The 23,205-nt window shown below is 64.1% G+C and carries 23 protein-coding genes; 13 read left to right on the plus strand and 10 right to left on the minus strand.

Annotated features, from left to right (window positions below; translation table 11 throughout):
• The first annotated feature begins 7 nt into the window (after positions 1–7).
• Positions 8–484 (plus strand): MarR family transcriptional regulator, encoded by a 477-nt coding sequence (locus HYH07_RS26995; protein ID WP_220005339.1) that lies wholly within the window; start codon positions 8–10, stop codon positions 482–484.
• On the opposite strand, the gene HYH07_RS27000 is transcribed toward HYH07_RS26995, so the two are convergent.
• The 3 genes from HYH07_RS27000 to HYH07_RS27010 form a co-directional block, all read right to left on the minus strand.
• Positions 453–1,709 (minus strand): O-antigen ligase, encoded by a 1,257-nt coding sequence (locus HYH07_RS27000; protein ID WP_220005340.1) that lies wholly within the window; start codon positions 1,707–1,709, stop codon positions 453–455. The two genes, HYH07_RS26995 and HYH07_RS27000, sit on opposite strands and share 32 nt — an antisense overlap.
• A gap of 146 nt (positions 1,710–1,855) precedes the next feature.
• Positions 1,856–3,403: an undecaprenyl-phosphate glucose phosphotransferase gene (locus HYH07_RS27005; protein ID WP_220005341.1), complete on the minus strand. Its 1,548-nt coding sequence runs from the start codon at positions 3,401–3,403 to the stop codon at positions 1,856–1,858.
• 118 nt (positions 3,404–3,521) lie between these two features.
• Positions 3,522–4,655: a glycosyltransferase family 4 protein gene (locus HYH07_RS27010; RefSeq protein ID WP_220005342.1), complete on the minus strand. Its 1,134-nt coding sequence runs from the start codon at positions 4,653–4,655 to the stop codon at positions 3,522–3,524.
• Positions 4,656–4,851: 196 nt separating this feature from the next.
• Between HYH07_RS27010 and HYH07_RS27015 the strand changes: the two genes are divergently transcribed.
• On the plus strand, positions 4,852–7,059 hold the full coding sequence (locus HYH07_RS27015) for an exopolysaccharide transport family protein (RefSeq protein WP_220005343.1): 2,208 nt from the start codon (positions 4,852–4,854) through the stop codon (positions 7,057–7,059).
• A 189-nt stretch (positions 7,060–7,248) separates the two neighbouring features.
• Here the strand turns inward: HYH07_RS27015 and HYH07_RS27020 are convergent, their stop codons facing one another.
• On the minus strand, positions 7,249–8,430 hold the full coding sequence (locus HYH07_RS27020) for a GNAT family N-acetyltransferase (protein ID WP_220005344.1): 1,182 nt from the start codon (positions 8,428–8,430) through the stop codon (positions 7,249–7,251).
• A 129-nt stretch (positions 8,431–8,559) separates the two neighbouring features.
• On the opposite strand from HYH07_RS27020, the gene HYH07_RS27025 reads away from it, so the two are divergent.
• Complete coding sequence (locus HYH07_RS27025) at positions 8,560–9,603, plus strand: polysaccharide deacetylase family protein (RefSeq protein WP_220005345.1); 1,044 nt, start codon at positions 8,560–8,562, stop codon at positions 9,601–9,603.
• A gap of 55 nt (positions 9,604–9,658) precedes the next feature.
• On the opposite strand, the gene HYH07_RS27030 is transcribed toward HYH07_RS27025, so the two are convergent.
• Positions 9,659–9,868, minus strand: a complete 210-nt coding sequence (locus HYH07_RS27030; protein WP_057756297.1) for a DUF2842 domain-containing protein — start codon at positions 9,866–9,868, stop codon at positions 9,659–9,661.
• Between the two features lie 109 nt (positions 9,869–9,977).
• On the opposite strand from HYH07_RS27030, the gene HYH07_RS27035 reads away from it, so the two are divergent.
• Complete coding sequence (locus tag HYH07_RS27035) at positions 9,978–11,060, plus strand: COX15/CtaA family protein (protein WP_220005346.1); 1,083 nt, start codon at positions 9,978–9,980, stop codon at positions 11,058–11,060.
• On the opposite strand, the gene HYH07_RS27040 is transcribed toward HYH07_RS27035, so the two are convergent.
• The 4 genes from HYH07_RS27040 to HYH07_RS27055 form a co-directional block, all read right to left on the minus strand.
• Positions 11,061–11,396, minus strand: coding sequence for a hypothetical protein (locus tag HYH07_RS27040; RefSeq protein ID WP_220005347.1), 336 nt, complete (start codon positions 11,394–11,396; stop codon positions 11,061–11,063). It abuts the gene before it with no gap.
• Between the two features lie 219 nt (positions 11,397–11,615).
• The gene (locus tag HYH07_RS27045; RefSeq protein WP_220005348.1) at positions 11,616–12,893 is read right to left on the minus strand and encodes an O-acetylhomoserine aminocarboxypropyltransferase; all 1,278 of its coding nucleotides are present in this window, start codon (positions 12,891–12,893) and stop codon (positions 11,616–11,618) included.
• A gap of 137 nt (positions 12,894–13,030) precedes the next feature.
• Entirely contained in the window at positions 13,031–13,615 is a 585-nt protein-coding gene (locus tag HYH07_RS27050) for a CoA-binding protein (RefSeq protein WP_220005362.1), read from the minus strand.
• 108 nt (positions 13,616–13,723) lie between these two features.
• Positions 13,724–14,548 (minus strand): enoyl-CoA hydratase, encoded by an 825-nt coding sequence (locus HYH07_RS27055; protein ID WP_220005349.1) that lies wholly within the window; start codon positions 14,546–14,548, stop codon positions 13,724–13,726.
• 86 nt (positions 14,549–14,634) lie between these two features.
• Here HYH07_RS27055 and HYH07_RS27060 point away from each other — a divergent pair, with 86 nt between their 5' ends.
• The 6 genes from HYH07_RS27060 to HYH07_RS27085 all read left to right on the plus strand — a co-directional run bounded on the left by HYH07_RS27060 (position 14,635) and on the right by HYH07_RS27085 (position 18,308).
• A complete protein-coding gene (locus HYH07_RS27060; RefSeq protein WP_057756285.1) occupies positions 14,635–15,063 on the plus strand; it encodes a PaaI family thioesterase in 429 nt (142 codons plus the stop codon).
• Positions 15,064–15,221: 158 nt separating this feature from the next.
• Positions 15,222–15,686 carry a 50S ribosomal protein L13 gene (gene rplM / locus HYH07_RS27065; RefSeq protein ID WP_057756282.1) on the plus strand — a complete coding sequence of 155 codons (465 nt, stop codon included), beginning with the start codon at positions 15,222–15,224 and terminating at the stop codon, positions 15,684–15,686.
• A gap of 2 nt (positions 15,687–15,688) precedes the next feature.
• Complete coding sequence (gene rpsI, locus HYH07_RS27070) at positions 15,689–16,171, plus strand: 30S ribosomal protein S9 (protein ID WP_057756279.1); 483 nt, start codon at positions 15,689–15,691, stop codon at positions 16,169–16,171.
• Between the two features lie 229 nt (positions 16,172–16,400).
• Positions 16,401–17,621 carry a GGDEF domain-containing protein gene (locus tag HYH07_RS27075; RefSeq protein ID WP_220005350.1) on the plus strand — a complete coding sequence of 407 codons (1,221 nt, stop codon included), beginning with the start codon at positions 16,401–16,403 and terminating at the stop codon, positions 17,619–17,621.
• Positions 17,622–17,675: 54 nt separating this feature from the next.
• A complete protein-coding gene (locus HYH07_RS27080) occupies positions 17,676–17,912 on the plus strand; it encodes a hypothetical protein (protein ID WP_220005351.1) in 237 nt (78 codons plus the stop codon).
• Between the two features lie 99 nt (positions 17,913–18,011).
• Positions 18,012–18,308 (plus strand): antibiotic biosynthesis monooxygenase, encoded by a 297-nt coding sequence (locus tag HYH07_RS27085; RefSeq protein WP_220005352.1) that lies wholly within the window; start codon positions 18,012–18,014, stop codon positions 18,306–18,308.
• Between the two features lie 16 nt (positions 18,309–18,324).
• Here HYH07_RS27085 and HYH07_RS27090 read toward each other — a convergent pair whose 3' ends face one another.
• On the minus strand, positions 18,325–19,464 hold the full coding sequence (locus HYH07_RS27090) for an AI-2E family transporter (RefSeq protein ID WP_220005353.1): 1,140 nt from the start codon (positions 19,462–19,464) through the stop codon (positions 18,325–18,327).
• Positions 19,465–19,715: 251 nt separating this feature from the next.
• On the opposite strand from HYH07_RS27090, the gene HYH07_RS27095 reads away from it, so the two are divergent.
• The 3 genes from HYH07_RS27095 to HYH07_RS27105 all read left to right on the plus strand — a co-directional run bounded on the left by HYH07_RS27095 (position 19,716) and on the right by HYH07_RS27105 (position 23,022).
• The gene (locus HYH07_RS27095) at positions 19,716–20,489 is read left to right on the plus strand and encodes a gamma-glutamyl-gamma-aminobutyrate hydrolase family protein (RefSeq protein ID WP_057756266.1); all 774 of its coding nucleotides are present in this window, start codon (positions 19,716–19,718) and stop codon (positions 20,487–20,489) included.
• A gap of 401 nt (positions 20,490–20,890) precedes the next feature.
• Positions 20,891–22,264 carry a nodulation protein NfeD gene (locus tag HYH07_RS27100; protein WP_220005354.1) on the plus strand — a complete coding sequence of 458 codons (1,374 nt, stop codon included), beginning with the start codon at positions 20,891–20,893 and terminating at the stop codon, positions 22,262–22,264.
• The gene (locus HYH07_RS27105; RefSeq protein WP_409363916.1) at positions 22,264–23,022 is read left to right on the plus strand and encodes a slipin family protein; all 759 of its coding nucleotides are present in this window, start codon (positions 22,264–22,266) and stop codon (positions 23,020–23,022) included. The genes HYH07_RS27100 and HYH07_RS27105 overlap by 1 nt, the downstream gene beginning before the upstream one ends.
• The last annotated feature ends 183 nt before the right edge of the window (positions 23,023–23,205 follow it).

Below are 23,205 nucleotides of genomic sequence, written 5' to 3' on the forward strand. Positions count from 1 at the left end.
AGAGGCGATGCGACGGTCGTCCGCGCAGGGCGTGCTCTATGGGCAAGCCGTTGCGAACGTGGCTGGAATTGCCAATTCCGACCTCGAATGCATGGATATTCTCTATCTCGAGGGGCGCGTGACCGCGGGCAGGCTTGCCGAGGTGACGGGGCTCACGACGGGCGCCATCACAGGCGTGGTCGATCGGCTCGAGAAGGCAGGGTTCGTGCGACGCGAGCGCGACGAGGCCGATCGTCGCAAGGTTTTCATCGCGGTCGTGCCCGAGACCGCGAAGAAGATCGGCCAGCTCTATGTGCCGATGCAGCAGGCGATGGAGAAGGTCTTCAGCGCCTATACCGACGAGGAGCTGCGCCTGCTGCTGCGTTTTGCCAATGAGGGCTACGAGGGCGTGGTCGCAGCGACCGCAGCATTGAAGGGCCTGCTTGATACGCCGCCGGAGCAGCGGCCCGATCTCAAGCTGAAGAAGCGTCCTCGCCGGACCTGACCTTGTAGGCCTGTGCGGCCGCGATCATGCCCCACATCGCGCCCAGCATCATCCAGAAATGGCGCCAGTGGTCGGTGTCGATCACGAAGCTCTCGCCGACGGTGCCGACGAAGGCGGAGAACACCGCGAGGTAAGCGCGCTGCCAGGGCACGCGGACGAAGATGTGGTGCAAGCCCGTGATGACGGTGGTGAAGACCAGCGCCGGATAGCAGACGCCGGAGAGCCAGCCGCCGGACATGAAGGCGTTCAGGTAGGAATTGTGGGTGTCTTCGGGGAAGTAGCGGTGGAATTGCAGGGGGCCGATGCCGAACGGCAAGTCGAGCGCCATCTCCGCACCGAGGATGTGGCGGCCGAACCGGCCGAAGCGGCCTTCGTCGTAGCTCTGGTCGAAGCTCGCGCGCTGCTTGAACATCTCGGCGACGGAATCGAACGACAGCAGCACCGCGATCAGTGCGAGGCCCAGCACGACCGCGACGATCGTCATGACGATGATGCGCGAGCGCTCGGCATTGCTGCGGCTGGTCAGCACCATCAGGGCCAGCATGAAGGCCGAGGTCAGGATCAGCCCGCCCCAGGCGGCGCGGGAAAAGGCGAGCAGGATCGCCAGTGCCATGATGGCGAAGGCGATGGCGTTGCCGAACGCCTTGGCGAGCTTGTCCGAGACCACGCTCTGGAGTGCAAACAGCGCCGGCAGGATCAGGAACGCGCCAAGCACGTTCGGATCCTTGAACGTGCCGCGGGCGCGCTCGTAGAGCGTCAACAGATCATGGCCGCCGGGGACCAGGTTGAAATAGCCTGATATGGCCGAGAGCGAGGCGATCATCGCGCCGACCACGAGGCCACGGCGCAGCATGTCGAGCCGCGCCGCCGTGTCCTCGGAAATGACCATGGCAAAGAACACCACGGTCACGGCCATGTACCAGGAGGTCGCGATCCAGCTTGCGACCTCTGGCTCGTCGAGCAGCGGGATCGCGCCGATGGTGTAGCCGACATTGAGCAACACCAGGGCCAGCACCAGCGGCATCAGCACGAGCTTCAGGCGCAGGCCGGTGGCAAAGAACGCGACCGTGGCGAGCAGCGTCGCGATCTCGTAGGGGCTCGGCTCAATGAAGACGATCGCGCCCGAGGCGCCGACCAGCCAGACCAACGCGCGCTGGAGAGCGAGCACGCCGGACGCAGCCGGTGCGGCTGCGTTCATTCCCCCGGCTGTCGCCGCATACGCCATCACACGCTCACGCAAATCTCACGCCACAAATACCGCTGTCATCGCCCGGCTTGACCGGGCGATCCAGTACTCTGCGGCGCCTGTTGCGGAAAACCTGGCGCCGCGGCGTACTGGATGCCCCGGTCAAGCCGGGGCATGACGGAAACTCAATACGCGTTCTCGTTCTTGGTCAGCAGCGAGAGTGGCGTTTTCAGGACAATGACGAGGTCGAACAGCACCGACCAGTTCTCGATGTAGTAGAGGTCGAACTCGACGCGCTTCTGGATCTTCTCTTCATTGTCGATCTCGCCGCGCCAGCCGTTGATCTGGGCCCAGCCGGTGATGCCGGGCTTGACGCGGTGGCGGGCGAAATAGCCGTCGACGGCCTCGTCGAACAGCCGGCTCTGCAGCTTGCCCTGCACCGCGTGTGGACGCGGGCCGACCAGGGAGAGATTGCCCGAAAACACCACGTTGAAGAGCTGCGGCAGCTCGTCGAGGCTGGTTTTGCGGATGAAGCGGCCGACGCGGGTGACGCGCGGATCGTTCTTGGTCACGACCTTCGAGGCCGTCGGGTCGGCCTGGTGGTGATACATCGAGCGGAATTTATAGACGTCGATGCGCTCATTGTTGAAGCCGAAACGCTTCTGGCGGAACAGGACGGGACCGGGGCTGTCGAGCTTCACCGCCAGCGCCACCAGCGCCATCACGGGAAGGGCCGCGAGCAATGCGAGGCTGCCGACGACGCGGTCGAACAGCCATTTCATCACCAGATCCCAATCGGTGATTGGTGCCTCGAATACGTCGAGGGTCGGCACCTCGCCGAGATAGGAATAGGATCGGGGCCGGAAGCGCAGCTTGTTGGTGTGCGCGGAGAGACGGATATCGACCGGCAGCACCCAGAGCTTCCTCAGCATCTCCAGGATGCGCGTCTCCGCCGAAATTGGCAGCGCGAACAGCACGAGATCGACGCGGGTGCGCCGGGCGAATTCGACGATGTCGTCGACCTTGCCGAGCTTGCGCGCGCCGGCGCAGGTATCGAGCGCGCGGCTGTCGTTGCGGTCATCGAACACGCCGAGCACGTGGATGTCGGAATCCTCCTGCGCCTTCAGCGCCTCGACCAGCTGCTCGCCGTTGCTGTCGGACCCGACGATGATGGTGCGGCGATCGAGCCGGCCCTGGCGCGCCCAGCTGCGCACCAGCGAACGGAGGATGAGGCGCTCGACGACCAGCGCGGCGAGGCCAAGGAAATAGAAGGCGGCAAGCCATAGCCGCGAGATCTCGCTGCCGAACTTGGCGAAGAACGAGACGCCGATGAACAGCAGGAATACGAACGACCACGACGAGATCATCCGCGTCATCTGCCGGAGCTGGCCGCGGAACAGCTGCACCTGGTAGATGTCCGCGGCCTGGAAGCAGACCACGGCTGCGACTGCGACAGCGGCGATCTCTAACGGATAGACCCAGCTGAAGCCGTTGTTCGGCATGACGTAGCCGACATAGACGGCGATGCCGACCACGATGAGCAGCACGAAGTCGATGGCGCGCACGACGCCGGCAATCACGATCGGCGAATAGGCGCGGGCGACTTTCTGATTGACGATCTCGAGCGCGGCCGGCGTGAGCCGGCGGCGGCGTTCGACGAAATTAGTCCCGGCAGGCTTGGCCGCGGCGCTGGTCGCGGCATCGAGCATGGAGCGTGCGTTGAGCGGTTCCACGGGCGTCTACGTCCATTCCAAAAACTCGCGGCACGGCTTTGCGCCCCGGGCTTCCAATCCCCTGGCACATCGATTATCGGACAAATCGGAAGATTCTCTAAAGCCGGTTTAAGGATGGTTAATGATTGGCAAATGCATCGCGGTAGCCCGCGAGCACGCCTTCGACCATCGCCTCCTGGGAGAAATGCGCCGAGATGCGCTCGCGCAAGGTCGATGCGCGCTGCGCGGTCGCCTGCGCGTCGTCCAGCGCGGCCGCGATCGCCTCAGCCATGGCTTCGGCGTTGCCGGCGGCGAACAGCGCCGGACTGTCGGGCCCGAAAATCTCCGGGATGCCGCCGACGCGCGCTGCGATCATGGGAATACCGGCCGCACCGGCCTCGATGACAACATAGGGCATGGAATCGCCGCGCGAGGGGACGACCAGCAGTCGCCCCTTGGAAAAGCCGTCACGCGCCTTGACGTGGCCGATGAAGCGGATCGCCTCCTTCAGGCCGAGCCGCTCGACCTGCGCCTTCAGCGCCGCGGTCTCCTCACCGTCGCCGCCGAGCGTCAGCGTGACTTGCCTGCCGCTCTCGCGCAGCCGCGCCACCGCGTCGACCAGGAGGTCCGCGCCCTTGATGTGCCTGAACTCGCCGACATAGCAGAGGTCGGTAGCGTCATCGGCGATAGCGACGGGTTCGAACTCTTCCGGCGTCACGCCGTTGAAGACGCAATGCACCACGCCCTTGGGCGTACCGACGATGCGCTGGTAGGTGTCGCGCGCAAAAGCGCTCTCGAACAGGAACAGATCCGTCGCGTCCATCAGCGAGCGTTCGAGGCGCGCGTAAAATTCCCCCTTCAAGGTGTTGAGCGGATAGTGCAGCGAGCCGCCATGGGGCGTGTAGATGCGAATGGTGTCGTCAGCGCGGCGCCGCGCGCGAACGAAAGCGCCGGCCTTGGCGCCGTGGCCGTGCAAGACGTCGGGCTTGAGCGCGGCAATCAGGCGGCGCATGCGCAACCAAACCAGAAAATCCTCCACCGAGGGTTCCCGGCGGATCGCCATCCGATGCACGCCGAGCTTCAACCGCGGCGCAAGTCCGGCCAGCGCCTTGTCCGCGCGCTCGCCACCGGTGAGGCTGTCGGCGAGAATCCCGACGTGATGGCCGCGATCAACCTGACCGTTGGCGACGTCGAGGATGTGCCGGAAGATGCCTCCGACGGGCGCGCGTACGGCGTGCAGAATGCGAAGCGGCCGGTCAGGAGAGGGAGGCATGATCAAAACCAGCGCGCGAAACTGGACAAAGTTTCTCGAAATATCGATGCGATTAAGGACCCCTCGTGGTTAACAAACGGTGACGAACGCTTCTGCGTTGCATGCCAGAGGTCACGATTAACCCAGCGGCAACCTTAATGGAGTGTAATCGGCCTCATTGAGGTACACGAGTGGCGTTGCCCTGCGGGAGTGTTCGATGCGTTTAGCGTTCTGGCGTGCCGGCAAGGACAAGGCCGTCATCGAGCGAGCCGTTTCGAACGCCAAGCCCCGGGTCGAAGCCAAGCCGGCGCCGATCGTTGCAAGGCAGGCGCCAGCCGAATCCGGCGACATCGATCTGCATGCGCTGGGCGGCGCGCTCGCGCGCAAGCGCGGCTGGATCATCGTGCCGACGGTGTTGGCCCTCGTCGCTTCCGTCGCGATCGTCAATCTCATCACGCCGCGCTACAAATCCGAATCGCGCATCCTGATCGACGGCCGCGAGAACGTCTTCCTGCGGCCGAGCAGCGATCGCAGCACCGAGGAGCGGCAGGCACTCGACCCCGAGGCCGTCACCAGTCAGGTGCAGCTGGTGCTGTCGCGCGATCTCGCGCGCGAGATCATCAAGAAGAACAAGCTGGCCGAACGGCCGGAGTTCGATCCGGTGCTGCAAGGCATCTCGCCGCTGAAATCGCTCGCGGCGCTGGTCGGCATCGGCCGCGATCCGTTCTCGATGACACCGGAAGAGCGCGTGCTCGATGCGTATTATGATCGCCTTCAGGCCTACGCGGTCGACAAGTCGCGCGTGATCGTCGTCGAATTCCAGTCGCAGGATCCCGAGCTCGCCGCGCGCGTCGCCAATTCGATCGCCGCCGGCTATCTCGTGCTCCAGCAGAATGCGCGACAGGACCAGGCGCGCAACGCCAGCCAGTGGCTTGCGGGCGAGATCGAGAACCTGCGCAAAAAGGTCTCCGAGGCCGAAGCCAAGGTCGAGGACTTCCGATCCAAATCGTCACTGTTTGTCGGCACCAACAACACCACCCTGTCGAACCAGCAGATGGGCGAGGTCAATACCCAGCTCAACAACGCGCGCGCGCTGAGGGCCGACGCCGAGTCCAAGGCGCGGCTGATCCGCGAGATGCTCCAGAGCGGCAAGCCGATCGAGGCGTCCGAGGTCGTGAACTCCGAGCTGATGCGGCGCTTGTCGGAACAGCGTGTAACGCTGCGCGCCCAGCTTGCCGAGCAGTCGTCCACGCTGCTCGGCAATCATCCGCGCATCAAGGAACTGAAAGCGCAGCTGAGCGATCTCGATGGTCAGATCCGCGACGAGGCGGCGAAAATCTCGCGCTCGCTTGAAAACGATGCGCGGATCGCCGGCGGCCGGGTCGACGGCCTGACCACGAGCCTCGAGCAGCTCAAGAAGCAGGCGACCTCGACCAACGGCCAGGACGTTCAGCTGCGGGCGCTCGAGCGCGAGGCCAAGGCGCAGCGCGACCTGCTCGAGACCTATCTTGCCAAATATCGCGAGGCCAATACCCGCGAAACCATCGACACCGCGCCGACCGAGGGCCGCATCATCTCGCGTGGCATCGTCTCGAACACGCCGGCCTATCCGAAGAAGCTTCCGATCGTACTGATCGCGACCCTGGCGACGCTGCTGCTGTCCTCTGGTGTTGTCGTCACCGGCGAGCTGCTGCGCCAGACCGCGCCGCGCGCCGTCGCGACGCTCGCCCCCGCGGCGGTTCGTCGCGAGCCTGTTGTCGATCCGGTGGAGACGGTTGCGGTACCGCTCCAGCCGGAGATGACTGATGATGCCGACGTCGGCGAATTGGCCGAAATCGGACAGCTGGCCGAGAGCCTGAGGGCTGCCGGTGCAGCTGCGAAGAAGGTCACCGTGCTCGGCACCGCATCGGGCGAGGCGATCACGCTGTCGGCGCTGACGCTCGCACGGCATCTGGCGCGCGAGGCGCGCGTCGTCGTGGTCGATCTCGCCGCATCCTCGCCGACGATATCAGCGGTGTCGGTCGATCCGGCGTCGCCCGGTCTTGCCGAGCTGATGCAGGGGCAGGCCTCGTTCGCGCAGATCATTACGCGCGACAAATTTTCGCGGCTGCATCTCGTCCTGGCCGGTCGTCCAGGCTTCGACCAAAGCCTGCTCCAGTCGCCGCGGGTGACGCTCGCAATCGACGCGTTGCTGCGCGCTTACGATTACGTGCTGCTCGACGCCGGTGACGCTTCCGAATTGCCGGCAGAACTCCTGACGACGAATGCCCGCGCTGTCGTGGTCCCCGACGCGTCGATGGAGGCTGATGCGCGTAAGCTCATGTGCGAACAGCTCAAGGCCGTCGGCTTCAGCGAGGTGACGATGTTGAGCCGGCCCGTGCAGCCGTCGAACGCCGGTGAGACTCCGCGCGTGGTGGCGGCGTAGGTGACTTCGTTCGGGGCCTGCGCGAGCGCCTCGTCCTACGAGACGACCGCTTCGCGGTCTCCTCAGGATGAGACTTGGCCAGGAATCGTAGGGTGGGCAAAGGCGCGCTTGCGCCGTGCCCACCATCTCTCTTCGATCGCACGCAGAACGTGGGCATGCTTCGCTTTGCCCACCGTACGACATTCGTCGCTACCCGAACGCCTGCCTTAGCCGTCGCGCCAAATCGAACAGCGTCTGGTTCTGCTTCACCAGGCGCTTGCCGTGGCTGATCGAGGACATCGCCACGGCCGCAAGCCTACCGCGCGGGGTCAGGGGTACGAAGCTGTCGAAGATGTCGTCGTCATCCTTGCAGAACATGCGCTTGTAGTCGTCGGATCCGATGCCGAGGTCGAGGGAGCGGTAGCCGCGCTCGCCGTAGCGGTCGATGATGTAGCGAACCAGGATCAGGCCCGGGCTGTAGCGGGCGTGCTCCGACATCGTGTAGGTGTTGAACATCATCGAGAAGCGCTGGCCGTCGGCAACGCCGGCGAAGATCGCGATCACCTCGTCGTCGCATTCCAGTGCATGAATGTCGATGACGTGCCCTTCGCCGCGTGGTGCCAGGCAGGCGCTGCGGATGAATTTCTCGACGGCGGGCTCGGCGAAGACGTTGGGCAGCCTCTGCTCAGCCATCCGCGCCGGTTTGACGCGGAAGAACCAGTCGAGCAGGCGGGTGACGTCCGCGTCCGATGTGGCGAGGTGATAGCGGTAGCCGGCAAGCGCCTGGAGCTTCTTCTCCTTGCTCTTGAGCCGGCGGCGGAAGGAATTGCTGATCCGCGATGCGGGCGGGCCGCCTGGCTCCATCACCAGCACCGGGCAGCCGTTGATTGCGCTCTGCTGCGGCAGGAATGCGAAGGGATTTTGCTGATCGTGCCAGCGCTTCGGTTGTTGCGTCAGCGCGAGGATGTCGACCCCATTGCGCAGCGGTGCGATCAGTGCGTCGAGGTCGCTAGCGACGGCTTGTGCTGCGAACTCGGCGTTCCACAGTCCCATGTTGAAGGTCGTATGCTTGCCGCCCATGAAGCAGGCCGTGCGCACGCCGTGACCTCGGCGCAATGCCAGCGGAAGCAGCGCGAGCGGATTCTGCTCGGCATCGCGCGCGATCACAATCAAGGGCCGGGCGCCTTCGCGCTCCCCGACCGATCGTTGCCAGGTGCCCAGGAGATCGAACCGCTGATAGGGCGTGAAGAGGTGGCCGGGCTCCTCGAGCGCGCGCCAGACTCTCTCGGCTTCACCGAGATCGGCGACGATATCGACATGCGCAATACGGCTCGCTCTGGACCGCGCTGGCGATTCCGCCGTCCGGCTTTGCATCGCCGCAGCCATGGTCATTCGCGAAACCTGTCGAGAAAGCGAAAAATACCTATTTCGACCTGTGGCCGACCTTTGCAAACAAATGTCAACAAAGGGTAATGACAATGGGTCAGGGAACGGGCTGCCGGCGAGCGCGAAGGTGGGGTATTGGCATCCGACGACAGATGGCTGCAGCGGTTGCGGCTCGAACTGGCCTGGGTCTCGGGCCAGCCCTTGCTGCGCAGCCGTGGCGCGGGTGCCATCCTGCGCTTCCAGCACGTGCGGCCGCGGCGAAGCGGCGCGTTCCAGCCGCTGCAAGAACACGAGATCACGCCACAATTCCTCGATCGTGCCATTCGCGCGCTGAAGCGCTGGGACTATGAGTTTCTCGGAATGGACGAGGTTTGCCGGCGCGCGGTGACGTTGCCGGAGAAGCGGCGCTTCGTGGCGCTCACCTTCGATGGCACGCCCAAGGACCTCATCAGCTTTGCCTATCCGGTGCTGGCGCGCCACGCCGTGCCGTTCACGCTCTATGTTCCGACCGCCTTTCCCGACGGCGTTGGAGAAGCGTGGTGGCTTGGGCTCGAGCGGGTGATCGGGCGCGAGAGCCGGATCAGCCTGATGATGGGCGACAGGGAGCAGCGCTTCACCATCACTGATAATGCCGAGAAGCAGGCACTGTTTTGGCATCTCGAGGGTTGGCTGCGCTCGCTGCCGCCGGCGGATCTGTCGGCCGCGATCGCCGATCTCTGCAGCCGCTACAGCATCGATCTCGCTGCAATTTCGCGCGAGGCGTCGATGGATTGGGAGGATCTGGCGAGGTTAGCTGCCGATCCGCTGGTCACGATCGGCAGTGCGACCGTAAACTATCCCGTGCTTGCCAACATGAAGGATGCGGCGGCACTGCGCGAGATGACGATGGGCAAGGCGGTGGCGGAAGCCGCGTTTCGCCGTGAGGTCAAGCACCTGGCATATCCGTTCGGCGATCGGTCCTCGTTCCGGCGCAGCCACGTCGTGCTGGCGGAGGAGGCGGGCTTTGCCAGCGCGGTATCGACCATCCCGGGTATCGTGGATGCGCAAGGGCGCACCAATCTGCGGGCGTTGCCACGGATCTCCTGGGATGGACGGGTACGCTCGCTGCGCATGATGCGGGTGCTGGTGTCGGGCGTTGCCTTCGCACCGGTGAAACCGACGGGCAGCGCTGCGAGCTGACGCAACGATGGTCAGGGCCTTCGCAACCGACAAACGCGCAAGCGCGTTTGCGGGGTTACGCCCGGTCCGGCCGCTGCATCCAGCTCACGATCGGCATCGCCGGAAGCACCCAGCCCATGCCGACCACCACGTAGTAGATCGCCTGACGCCAGCCGGATACGGCGATCCACGGCATCTGCGCCGCCGCCATGCCGAGCAGGGCCCAGACGGTGGCCAGCACCAGCAGCAGAATGGCGCCGAGGAACTTGCGGGTGCGGATCGTCATGGCGGGGATTTGCGGCTTTCGCGTAACTTGCGCTGCGGGAGCGGGGGACTATAAGGGGCACGCAGTCCGGTTCAAGTCCGTTAGTCACAAGGCTTGGTTTGTCCCTGAAATGACGACGATTTCCGCCCCAACCCATCCGCATCGCGCCGTGCGCTGGTGGCTGATCTCCGTGGCCGCCCTGATCGCGCTGATGGTGCTGGTCGGCGGCGCGACACGGCTGACGGAGTCCGGCCTGTCGATCGTCGAGTGGAAACCGGTCACCGGCAGTATTCCACCGCTGTCGGAGGCGCAGTGGACCGACGCCTTCGAGGCCTACAAGAAAATCCCGCAATATCGCGAGCTGAACGCGGGGATGAGCCTGTCCGAGTTCAAAGAGATCTTCTGGTGGGAGTGGAGCCATCGGCTGCTCGGGCGCTTCATCGGCGTCGCGTATCTGCTGCCGTTCCTGTTCTTCCTGTGGCGCGGCGGCCTGTCCGGTGAGCTGAAGCGACGGCTGTGGCTGCTGTTCGCGCTCGGCGGCCTCCAGGGCGCCGTCGGCTGGTGGATGGTGGCATCAGGCCTGTCCGACCGGGTTGAAGTGTCGCAATATCGGCTGGCGACGCATCTGGTGCTGGCGCTGCTGATCTTCGCCGGCATCGTCTGGACGGTGCGGCGACTCGCCGATCGGTCGCAGCTCGCGGCTCCGGCCCGGCTGCGGTTCACGAGCGCGGTGCTGGTGATACTGACCTTCATCCAGATCTATTTCGGGGCGTTGGTCGCAGGCCTGCGCGCAGGACGCGCCTACAACACCTGGCCGCAGATCGACGGCGCGTTCATTCCATCGGTCGAGCGGCTGTGGTTCGAGACGCCGTGGTGGCGCAATATGTTCGACAATGTGCTGACGGTGCAGTTCGAGCACCGGATGACGGCTTACCTGCTGTTCACGCTGGCGGCGCTGCATGCATTCGACGCGGTACGCTCGCGCGCAGGCGCGGCGACGCGGGGGGCGCTCTGGCTGTTCGCGGCGGTCAGCTTGCAGGTGGTGCTCGGCATCCTCACGCTGCTCAACCAGGTGCCGATTGATCTGGCGCTCTCGCACCAGGCGGTCGCGATCGCCGTGCTGACATTGGCGGTGATGCAGGCGGAGCGGCTGGCGTCGCGGCAGAGCGCGGAAGCGCAGCCGCGCGCGGTTCCAGTGGGACAGCCGGGCTGATCAGCAATAGCCGTAGACACCGCACGCATAGGGCAGGCGCCAGAAATAATCGACCTGCTTCCCGCCGTAATACGCACCCTGATAATCGTAGCTCCAGGGGCGCCCGTAATAGCCCGGCAGCGTATGAGAGCCCGGCAACAGCGGGGTGCCCGGCAGATTGCTGACGTAGCTGCCGACGCCATCGGCCGGCGAGATCAGCGCGTCCGGATCGGTCTCGACATAGACCTTTGGCGGCGGAGCTGCGGCCCTTCGCTTCGGATTGGCCGGCAAGTCGGCCGCAAGGGTTGCTGAGGCCGTCAGCATCACTGCCAGGGCAGGCACCATCCAGCGCAGCATCGTTGGCTCCGAATCAAAGGCGATCCAAGAATGATGTATGCGGCAGATGTGGTTAATGACTGTTAACCGGCCGTCGAAACAACGGCTGTCATTGCGGGGCGGTGCAAAGCACCGAACTATGGTGCGCAATTGCGCACCTGAGAATCGCGAGATTCCCCGGTGCGCAATTGCGCACCTGTGGTTCTGGTCCTTCGGACCACCCCGGAATGACGGCGGTAACTACCCCAGCGCCTGCTCCAGGTCGGCGATCAGGTCTTCCTTGTCCTCGATGCCGATCGAGAGCCGGACCACATCCGGACCGGCGCCGGACTTCACCTTGGCGGCGTCGTCGAGCTGGCTGTGGGTGGTCGAGGCCGGGTGGATGACCAGCGAGCGGGTGTCGCCGACATTGGCGAGGTGCGAGAATAGCTGCAGTTTCGATACCAAATTGACGCCGGCGTCGTAGCCGCCCTTGAGGCTGAAGGTGAACACGGCGCCTGCGCCCTTCGGCGCATATTTGCGCGCGAGCTGGTTGTACTTGTCACTCGGAAGGCCCGCATAGCTCACCGAAGCCACCGCCGGATGGCCGGCGAGGAATTCGGCGACCGCCTTGGCGTTGTCGCAGTGCTTCTGCATGCGCAGCGGCAGCGTCTCGATGCCGGTCAGGATCATGAAGGCGTTGAACGGCGACAGCGCAGGGCCAAGGTCGCGTAAGCCGAGCACGCGGCAGGCGATCGCGAAGGCGAAATTGCCAAAGGTCTCCTGCAGGCGGATGCCGTGATATTCGGGGCGCGGTTCCGACAGCATCGGATATTTGCCGCCCGTCGACCAATCGAAGGTGCCGGCATCGACGATGATGCCGCCGAGCGAGTTGCCGTGACCACCCAGAAATTTCGTCAACGAGTGCACCACGATGTCGGCGCCGTGATCGATCGGGCGGATCAGATAGGGCGAGGCCAAGGTGTTGTCGACGATCAGCGGCACGCCAGCCTTGCGCGCCACCGACGAGATCGCCTCGATGTCGGTGATGCTGCCGGCGGGATTGGCAATGGACTCGATGAAGATCGCCTTGGTGCGCGGCGTCACCGCGCGCTCGAAGCTCGCGATATCGTCGGGATCGGCCCACACAACGTTCCAGCCAAAGCTCTTGAACGCATGCGTAAACTGGTTGATCGAGCCGCCATAGAGTTTTCGCGCGGCGATGAATTCGTCACCGGGCTGGAGCAATTGCTGCAAAACCACGACTTGGGCGGCATGGCCCGAAGCGACCGCAAGCGCGGCCGTGCCGCCCTCGAGCGCGGCAACGCGCTCTTCGAGCACCGCGTTGGTCGGGTTGCCGATACGGGTATAGATGTTGCCGAAGGCCTGCAGGCCGAACAGCGAGGCTGCGTGGTCGGCGTCGTTAAAGACGAACGAGGTTGTCTGATAAATCGGAGTGGCGCGTGCGCCGGTGGTCGGGTCAGGCTGTGCACCGGCATGCACGGCGAGGGTTGAAAATCCCGGAAGGCGATCGCTCATTGAGGCGTCCTGTTCTTGTGGTCTGAAATCGCGCGGCATGCTGATCGGCGCCGTGGCCGGCGTCAAGCCGCGGCTTCACATCGCAACGATGGTGCTACGCATCGACGCGTTCGCGAAACGAATCCTTCGCAAGTGCGTCAGCTTTGCTCGCTCTTGTTCTTGGCTGCGCGGTCGGAGGCCGCGGTGTCGCCACCGCCGACACTCATCCGGTTGAGGGAGAGGCGCATGCCTTGCGTCGGCGCCGGCGCGCGCTTGGAGGAGAGCGTACGTGAATTGACGCCCATCCAGGAGATCTCGGACGACAGCCGGCCATATTCGATCTTGGGGCAGCGGTTCATCACGACCTTGATACCGGCCGCTTCCGCCTTTTCAGCTGCCGCATCGTCACGCGCGCCAAGCTGCATCCAGATCACCTTCGGCAGCGGGTCGAGCGTCAGCGCCTCCTCGACCACTGGCATGATGTGGCTGGAGTTGCGGAAAATGTCGATCATGTCGATTGGGCGGCCGATGTCGCGAAGCGAGGCGACGAAGGGCTTGCCGAGCAGCTCCTTGCCGACATGTCCAGGATTGATCGGAATCATGTCGTAGCCGCGCTGCGCCAGATATTTGAACGCGAAATAGCTCGGCCGCACGTTGACCGGCGAGGCGCCGACCATGGCGATCGATTTCACACTGTTGAGGATGCCGCGGATGTAATTGTCGGGATAGGCGTCGTGATTCATGTGATCCTTCATTCGTCATTCCGGGCGGCTCGAAGAGCCGACCCGGAATCTCGAGATTCCGGGTTCGATGCTGCGCATCGCCCCGGAATGACGGCGTAAGAAATAGAATTACTCATCCCGCCAGGTCGGCGTGCGCTTCTCGATGAAGGCGCCGATGCCTTCTTCGGCATCGCGGGCCATCATGTTCTCGGTCATCACCTCTGCCGCATAGCGATAGGCGTCGGCAAGGCTCATCTCGGCCTGGCGGTAGAACGCCTCCTTGCCGAGCTTGATGGTGTAGGCGGATTTCAGCGCAACCTGTTGCGCCAGCGCAATGGCTGCGTCGCGTTCGGTGCCGGCGGCGACCACGCGATTGATAAGGCCGATCTCGCGGGCGCGCGCAGCGGGGACCGGTTCGCCTGTCAGCAGCATCTCCATCGCCTGCTTGCGCGGCACGTTGCGCGACAGCGCCACCATCGGCGTCGAGCAGAACAGACCGATGTCGACACCGGGCGTGGCGAAACTCGCCGCTTCGGAGGCGATCGCAAGATCGCAGCTCGCGACGAGCTGGCAGCCGGCCGCCGTCGCGATGCCCTGGACGGCAGCAACCACGGGCTTGGGCAGATGCACGATCGCCTGCATCATCGCGCTACAGGCATTCATGGTGTCGGCGAAGAAGGCGCGGCCGCGGTCCGGATCGCTGCGGCGGGCGGTCAGTTCCTTCATGTCGTGACCCGCCGAGAAGGCGGGACCGTTGGCCGCCAGCACGACGCCGCGGACGGCCTTATCGTTGCCGATATCATCGAGTTCTGCGTGGAGGGTGGCGATCATCGCCGTCGACAGGCTGTTGCGCGCCGCCGGCCGGTTCAAGGTCAGCACAGCGATGGGCCCGACCATTTCGCGCAGCAGAATTGGCTGATGAGGAGTGGGGGCGCGGGCGGCCTGGGTGGACATCGCGGCGTTTCCAATTGGATTATTACGGTTAGATGATGCAGATAACCTAGTGTAGCAGGCGACGTGAAGCGAGGGTGGGGAACGGCATGGCGGCAGCGAAAATGAGCGTGGCGGAGCTCGAGCAGTTTCTCCGTGACGAATTCCCCCAGGCCTTCAGCGGCGACGACATTACGATCGAGAGCGCGGACGGCCAGACCTGCCTTTTACGCCAGCGCTACGGCGAGAAGATGCTGCGGCCGGGTGGAACCGTATCCGGCCCAACGCTGATGGCGCTCGCCGATTTCGCCATGTACGTGGTGCTGCTGTCAGCGATCGGGCCGATCGGACTCGCGGTGACCACCAATCTCAACATCAACTTCCTGCGTAAGGGCCAGCCGGGGCAGGACGTGCTGGCCGAGGCCCGCCTGCTCAAGCTCGGCAAGCGGCTGGCGGTCGGGGAGGTCAAGTTGCTGTCCGGGACGTCGCCCGATCCGATCGCCCATGTCACCTCGACCTATTCCATTCCAAATGTTTGAGCTTTTCGCAGGTAATATCGCACCATATTTTTAAGTCATTGATTCTATTTATCTAAATTAGATCATCGGGCATTGACCGTTGCCCGTCTCTTCTCTAGAAACCCGCCCAGTCCGGCGTGGTGTTCGCGCCGCTATTCCCCGTCCACGGAAACTCTGACATGAAAACCTTTTCGGCAAAGCCGGCCGAGGTGACGAAGAAGTGGGTGCTGATCGACGCCAAGGGTCTGGTCGTCGGCCGTCTCGCCACTATCGTCGCCATGCGTCTGCGCGGCAAGCACCTCCCGACCTACACCCCGCACGTTGATTGCGGCGACAACGTCATCATCATCAACGCGCAGCATGCCGTTCTCACCGGTCGCAAGCGCGAGCAGAAGACCTACTACAAGCACACCGGCTATGTCGGCCACGTCAAGGAGCGCACCGCGCGCCAGATCCTCGAAGGCCGTCACCCCGAGCGCGTGCTCGAGAAGGCCGTCGAGCGCATGATCCCGCGTGGTCCGCTCGGTCGTGTCCAGATGGGCAACCTCCGCGTCTACGGCGGTGCCGATCATCCGCACGAGGCCCAGACGCCCGAGAAGCTTGATATCGCCAAGTTGAACCGCAAGAACACGAGGGCCGCATAATCATGGCCGAATCCATTCAGTCGCTCGACCAGCTCTCGCAGCTCAAGACCGCAGCCGTCGCGCCCGATGCGCCCAAGCACGAGAAGAAGGTCGACAAGTTCAACCGCGCCTACGCCACCGGCAAGCGCAAGGACGCGGTGGCCCGCGTCTGGATCAAGCCGGGCGCCGGCAAGGTCACCGTCAATTCGCGCGAGGTCGAGGTCTATTTCGCTCGTCCCGTGCTGCGCATGATGATCGAGCAGCCGTTCTCCGTGGCCCAGCGTTCGGGCCAGTACGACGTGATCTGCACGGTCGCTGGCGGCGGTCTGTCCGGCCAGGCTGGTGCCGTGCGTCACGGCATCTCCAAGGCTCTGACCTATTTCGAGCCCGAGCTGCGCAGCGTGCTCAAGAAGGGTGGCTTCCTCACCCGCGACTCGCGCGTGGTCGAGCGCAAGAAGTACGGCAAGGCCAAGGCCCGCCGGTCCTTCCAGTTCTCGAAGCGTTAATCGCTTCGGTCACATTCGCCGCGAAAGCGGCTTCAATGAGAAGCAAAAAGGCGCTGATTTCAGCGCCTTTTTTGTTGTTCGTTTGTACGCAAATTGAGCGCGTGTTTCCCGAAAACTTGGGCCCGCGTGAAAACCTGAATGGAACTCGTCGGACCTAGCGTCGCGTCTGGAAGGGCGCGCAAGTCGGCTGGGCCGATCGCGTAACTGCTATGTTTAGAAGGGGGCCGACATGATGTCGCTCGATAGCATCACGCTCTATTTGGTCGCCACGATGGTCGCCGCATTGCTCGGCGCCATGATGGTGTTTTTCGGCAAACAGGAGAACAGCCCCGCGCTGAAATGGTGGGGCACCGCCTATCTGCTCGGCGCGTCCTCTGTCGCGCTGTGGACCGCGACCGGCGACAAGCTCGGCCCGTATCTCTATCTCGCCTTGAACGCGGCCGGCTTTGTCGCCTGCGGCATGGTGTGGAACGCGGCGCGCGTCTTCCACGGCCGCAAGCCGAACTGGCTGGGTCTCGTATTCGGCGCACTGGCCTGGGTCGCGGCCGCCACGCTGCTCGATCCCACCGCCTCGATGCTGCGCATGATCATCGGCGCCGGCATCGTCTCGGTCTATGCGGCCCTGACCGCGAGCGAGCTCTGGGTGGAGCGGCGCAAGAGCCTGCAACGGCGCTGGCCGGCCTTCGTCGTGCCGGTCATGCACGGCTGTGTGCTGATGCTGCCGATCCTGATCGGCAGCTTCCTGCGGCCGCACGATGCCGGCTTCTCCGCCAGCGTCTGGGTCACCGTGTTCGCGGTCGAACTCATCCTCTATGCCGTCGGCACCGTGTTCGTGATCTTCATGCTGGTGTCGGAGCGCACCGTCACCGCGCACCGCACCGCGGCGTCGACTGATCCCTTGACCGGCATGCTCAACCGCCGCGGCTTCTCGGAAGCCTGCGCAAGGATGATCGACCGCGAGGCCAAGGGCGGCCGCCCTGTCACTGTGATGATCTTCGACATCGACCATTTCAAGTCGATCAACGACCGCTTCGGCCATCCCGCCGGCGACGAGATGCTGAAACTGTTCTCGACCATCGTCGTCAACAATTTGCGCATCTCGGACCTGTCTGGCCGCATCGGCGGTGAGGAATTCGCCGCGCTGCTTCCCTGCGCGCTCGAGGAAGGCGTAGTGGTCGCCGAGCGCGTGCGCGAGGCGTTCGAGACGTCAGGCGTCGTGGTCGAGGAAGGCCCTGTCGACACCACCGTCAGCATCGGCGTGGCGGGCGGGCCTGCCGGCACCGAGCTCGAAGTGTTGCTGGCCTCGGCCGATACCGCGCTCTACCAGGCCAAGCGCGGCGGCCGTAACCGCGTCGAGGCGGCGGAGGAGCTGCCGCTGTCGCTGGAGAACTGGCGCCGCCAGAGCGCCGCGCGGATAGGCATTCCCAAGGCACAGCCGGCGACGGCCTGAGCAGTTGGGCTTGCGGTAATCTTCTGTTTACCATTCGGTTCCACCATTGCTGCCATGGAATCGATCCGTCGACAGAACCCGCAAGCTGCCCTGATGTCGCTCGAAGCCGCCGCAAGCTCGGCACGCGGCGGTTTCGCCTGTCTGTTCTCGACCGCGGACGAATACGAGACGGCGCTGATTGCCGAGCGCCGCGCCCAGGGGCGCTACATCAAGAGCCGGAGCTATTGGCCGTTCGCGTTGTTCCTCGGCTGCGCGCTCGTCGTCGCCGGCACCGCGCTGCTGTTCGCCTGAGAGCGCCGCATTTTCGGCCGGGCAGGGCGCCGTTTCGGCGCCTTTTTCTTTGCTTCCGTCTGCGCTAGACACGGCCACCAGACAATGGGGTGGAAAACGATGATCACCGAGATCGCGCAAATCGACGTCAAGCCGGGCAGCGAGAAGGACTTTGAGGCTGCCGTCGCCAAGGCCAAGGCCGCCTTCGGTCGCTCGACGGGCTTTCACGGTTTTGAGCTGCACAAATCGATCGAGAAGCCGCAGCGCTACCGGCTGATGGTGAAATGGGCGACGCTGGAAAACCACACCGTCGATTTCCGCGGCTCCGAGAATTTCACCGAATGGCGCGGCCTGGTCGGCCAGTATTTCGCCTCGCCCCCTGATGTCGAGCACACCGAGACCGTGCTGACGACCTGAGCTACGGCACGACGCCTTACGCCGTCTCGGCGAGAGACGGCGCCTCATACGTCTTGAAATGGTCGATCATGACCTTGGCAATGGCGACCAGTGGCAGCGCCAACGCGAGGCCCCAGATTCCGAAGACGACGCCGAGCAGGATCTGGAACGCGAACAGCGTGGCGGGCGGGATGTCCAGCGCCTGGCGCTGTAGGAGCGGCGTCAGCACGTAGCTTTCCATCGCGTGCACGCCGAGGAACAGGACCAATGCCGATAGTGCCGGGATCCAGCCCGAGGCGAGGCTCGCCAGCACCACGACGACGCCGGCGATGATGGCGCCGACGGTCGGGATGAAGGCGAGCAGGCCGGCCTGAATCCCCAGGATGAACGAGCCGGGGATGCCGATGATGGCAAGCCCGATCCAGGTCACGGCGCCAACTGCGATCATCACGACGATCTGCGCGATCAACCAGCGCTCCAGCGTTTCGCTGATGCGGTCGACAATCAGAGCGACACGGGTGCGATGCTTCGCTGGTGCCAGGAACAGCAGGCCGTCGTGATAGACGCTTGGCTGGGCGGCGAAGGCGAGTCCCAGAAAGAACAAGATGAAGATGTTGCCGACGCCATGGATGGTGCCGAGAAGCAGCTTGAAAGTCTGGCTGACAATGGCTCCGCCGCTGGAGGCCAGGGCGTCAGCACCGGGCAGGGGACCGCGCTGTGTCGCAGCTCGCGGAGACGTCGAGTCCGGTGGCGTCGTGGCCGAGCCGTCGGATGCCGCATTGCCGAAATCGAAGAAGCTGGTGTCGATGCCATGACGATCCAGCAAGGATTTCACCGAGCCGATCTGCGATTTGATGGTCTTGCTCAGCGCCGAGGCTTGATCGGCAATGGTAGCGCCGCCGAGATAGGCGACGCCGGCGAGCAGGATCGCAAGCACGGCGCAAACCATTGCAAGCCGGACCCCATGGGGAAGGTGGACCAGGCGGCCGAGTGCATTGGTCAGCGCGTTGAGCCCGACGCCGAGCAGCATGCCGGCGAAGATCAGCAGCACGGTGGCGGCAAAATACCAGGTGAAGGCGAGCAGTGCAGTGAACAGCACCACGGCGATGCCGCCGACGGCAATAGCCCACGCGAGGTCGGTGGGGGTCCGGGGCCGTTCGCCTCTGGAAATGGTCACATCGGATCCTTTTCGGGCTTCATGGAGCACCTTCGCAAATTGCCGCCGGCGATCAAGCAGGGGCAGCGCCGATTGGCCCGGGAGCCCGCCTTAAGGCCAACGCGTCCGGAGCCAAGGGGTGCCTTTTGGGATGCCCTCCGCCCAGGATTTGCGCGAAAATAGCATTGCCGTCCCGCGATCCCCTCTGTTGAATTTGTTCCATACGAGGGGCATGTTTGGAGAATCTTCTTGCGGAGAGGTCGGAACGGGAGATGAGAAAGCCGGTCGTCGGCGTGATCGGGAACGCCCATCGCGTCGAAAATCGATTTCAGGTCCAGATGGTCGGTGAGCGCAATCTGCGCGCCGTGGCCGAAGTTTCCGGCGGCTTGCCGGTGATGTTCGCGGGCGCGCCCGACATTACCGATATCGCCGCGCTGCTCGATACCGTGGACGGCATCGTGCTCACAGGGGCCCGTGCCAACGTGCACCCGACGCGCTTCAATGTCGATCCCTGCGAGAAGCACGAGCCCTACGACGTCCACCGCGACGAGGTCGCGCTGGCGCTTTCGGTCGCCTGCGTCGCGCGCGGCATCCCGCTGTTCGGCATCTGCCGCGGCTTGCAGGAGATGAACGTCGCCTTCGGCGGCTCGCTGCATCCCGAGATCCGCGAAATCCCCGGCCGCATGAACCACCGCATGCCCCGGCTCGAGAACGGGGAAATCCATCCCGATCCGACTGTCGTGTTCGCCGACCGCCACGACGTCGACCTCACGCCGGGCGGCGCCTTCGCCAAAATCCTCGGCTGCGAGAAGATCCGGGTCAATTCGCTGCACGGGCAGGGCATCCTTGATCCCGGCAAGCGCGTGCTGATCGAGGGCGTCGCCGAGGACGGCACCATCGAGGCGATCCGCATCGCGGAAGCGCCCAGCTTCGCGCTCGGCGTGCAATGGCACGCCGAATACGACCCGCAGCGCAATCCCATCAACCGAAAACTGTTCGAAGCTTTCGGCGAAGCGATGGTGGCGAAGCAGAAGGCGGCGGCGTAGGGACACAGGCGAGAGGCCGTACGGCACGCTTTCGCCTCCTCTCCATCCCGGAATTCTCGATTGCGTCGCTGCTTAAACCAATCGGCAAGAATTGGTTCGCGATGTTTTTGCGATTCCGATTCGTTCTTTGCGAACGAAATGGAGTCAGATGCAGAACGAAAAATACCAGCCACGCGTTCGCGATTTCGCGACAGATTTCGCCCGAGCTAGGTCTCCTTTCGCGCCTCTTCGGAATAGGAAGGAGTTGCTCCTTTGCGCACCTATCCGGGAATGACGCCATCCGCGACATGAGTGCCGCAGGTCGCCCCCCATTGCATCGCACAATCGCAATTGCCGGCGACCTACCTCCGCATTGAGGTTTGTGTGACGGCCACCATATCTTTGGCAAGGGAGCCCTTGCCGTGCGGATCATGAAGGCGGCCCTCGTTGCGGCGATCGGAATCGTCGCTTGTCTTGCCTGTCTCCGTCCCGGCTCGGCGGAGGATCACCGCCGTCTTGCACTTACGGTCACGATCGACGGCGCCATTGGGCCGGCGTCGGCGAGCTATGTGAAGGAGGCGCTGGTCAAGGCAAGCGAACGACGCGCCGAGATCGTGATCCTTCGCATGAATACGCCCGGCGGCCTGAACTCCAGCATGCGCGAGATCATCGCGGATGTGCTCGCCTCGTCCGTTCCTGTCGCCGGCTATGTCGCGCCCGCCGGCGCCCATGCGGCAAGCGCCGGGACCTATATCCTCTACGCGACCCATATCGCAGCGATGGCGCCGGGCACCAATATCGGGGCCGCCACGCCGGTGCAGATTGGCGGGCCGCTTCCCGGCCTGCCGAGCGGCACACCCGATAAGGACAGCAAGGACAAGAAGGACGAGCCGAAGGACGCGATGACGGCGAAGGTGACGAACGATGCCGTCGCCTTCATCCGCAGCCTTGCCGAGCTGCGCGGCCACAATGCCGATTGGGCGGAGAAGGCGGTCCGAGAAGCCGCCACGCTGTCCGCCAACGGCGCGTTGCAGGCGCACGCCATCGACATCGTCGCGCGCGATGAGGCCGATCTGCTCAAGCAAATCGACGGTCGAATGGTCGAGCTCGGCGGCGGCACGACGCAGCCCCTGGCGACCCGGGATGCCGTCATCGAAACCGTCGATCCCGGCACGATCTCCCGATTCCTGGCTGTCATCACCGATCCCAACGTCGCGTTCATCCTCCTGATGGTCGGCATTTACGGCCTCATCTTCGAGTTCATGTCGCCCGGCACCGTTGCTCCGGGCGTGATCGGGACGATCTGCCTGCTGCTCGGCCTCTACGCCCTCAACATGCTGCCGATCAATTATGCCGGGCTCGGCCTGATGCTGCTCGGCATCGCGCTTCTTGCCATCGAGGCTTTCAATCCGACCGTCGTGATCGGCCTTGGAGGCGTCGTCGCCTTTGTGCTCGGCGCCATCATGCTGGTCCGGGTCGAGTCGTCCAGCTACCGGTTGTCGTGGTCGGTCATCGCCGTCGTCGCGGCGATTTTCGCGGGGTTCGTTCTGGTCGTGCTGGGTGCGGTCAGGCGCGCCCGCCGCGGTTCGCCACGCGTCGGCGCGCAGGCGATGCGAGGCTTGATCGCCGAGGTGCTCGACTGGAACGAGAACGAGGGGCACGTCTTTACGCATGGCGAACGCTGGCAAGCGCGCGGCGCCGACACCTTCAAACCCGGAGAGAGGGTCGAGGTCGCCAATATCGTCGACTTGACCCTGGTGGTTCGGCGGCCGAGCGGTGAGGGAGGTCAAGTCTGATGTTCGAATATTCGCTTTATGCAGTGCTTGCGCTGATCATCGTCCTGTTTCTCACCCAGGCCGTTCGCATCCTCAGGGAATACGAGCGCGGCGTGATCTTCACGCTCGGACGCTTCACCGGGGTGAAGGGTCCGGGCCTCGTCATCCTCATTCCGGTCGCGCAGCAGCTGGTCAAGGTCGACCTCAGGGTGATGGTGCAGGTGGTGCCGCCGCAGGATGTGATTTCGCGCGACAATGTCTCGGTCAAGGTCAATGCGGTTCTCTACTTCCGCATCGTCGATCCCGAGCGCGCCATCATCAAGGTCGGCGACTACATGGCCGCGACCAGTCAGCTCGCCCAGACCACGCTGCGCTCGGTGCTTGGCAAGCACGAGCTCGACGAGATGCTCGCCGAACGCGACAGGCTGAACGCCGACATCCAGGAGATCCTCGACAAGCAGACCGATGTCTGGGGCATCAAGGTGACCGGCATCGAGATCAAGGACGTCGATATCAACGAGACCATGGTGCGCGCGATCGCCAAGCAGGCCGAAGCGGAGCGGTTGCGGCGCGCCAAGGTGATCAACGCGATGGGCGAACAGCAGGCCGCCGAAAAGCTGGTCGAGGCCGGCCGGATTCTCGCGCAGGAGCCGCAGGCGATGCAGCTGCGCTACTTCGCGGCCCTGCACGACATCGCCGGCGAGCGGTCCTCGACCATCGTGTTTCCGCTGCCGACGGGCTTGCTCGATCATTTCACGTCGCGGCGTGAGGCGACGTGAGCGTGGATCGGCATAGATAAGAGGGTAATGAATATCTCGAATAAACCAATTATCAGGAATTGGTGCATGCTGATTTTCGCGATTCCGATTCGTTCTTTGAGAACGAAATGGAGTCAGATGCAGAACGAAGGCTGATGGTCTCCAAACAAAAAAGGCGCCCCGAAGGGCGCCTTTTGCGTGTCG

The organism is Bradyrhizobium sp. BR 10261 (assembly GCF_019455395.1).
In the GTDB taxonomy this organism is placed as follows: domain Bacteria; phylum Pseudomonadota; class Alphaproteobacteria; order Rhizobiales; family Xanthobacteraceae; genus Bradyrhizobium; species Bradyrhizobium manausense.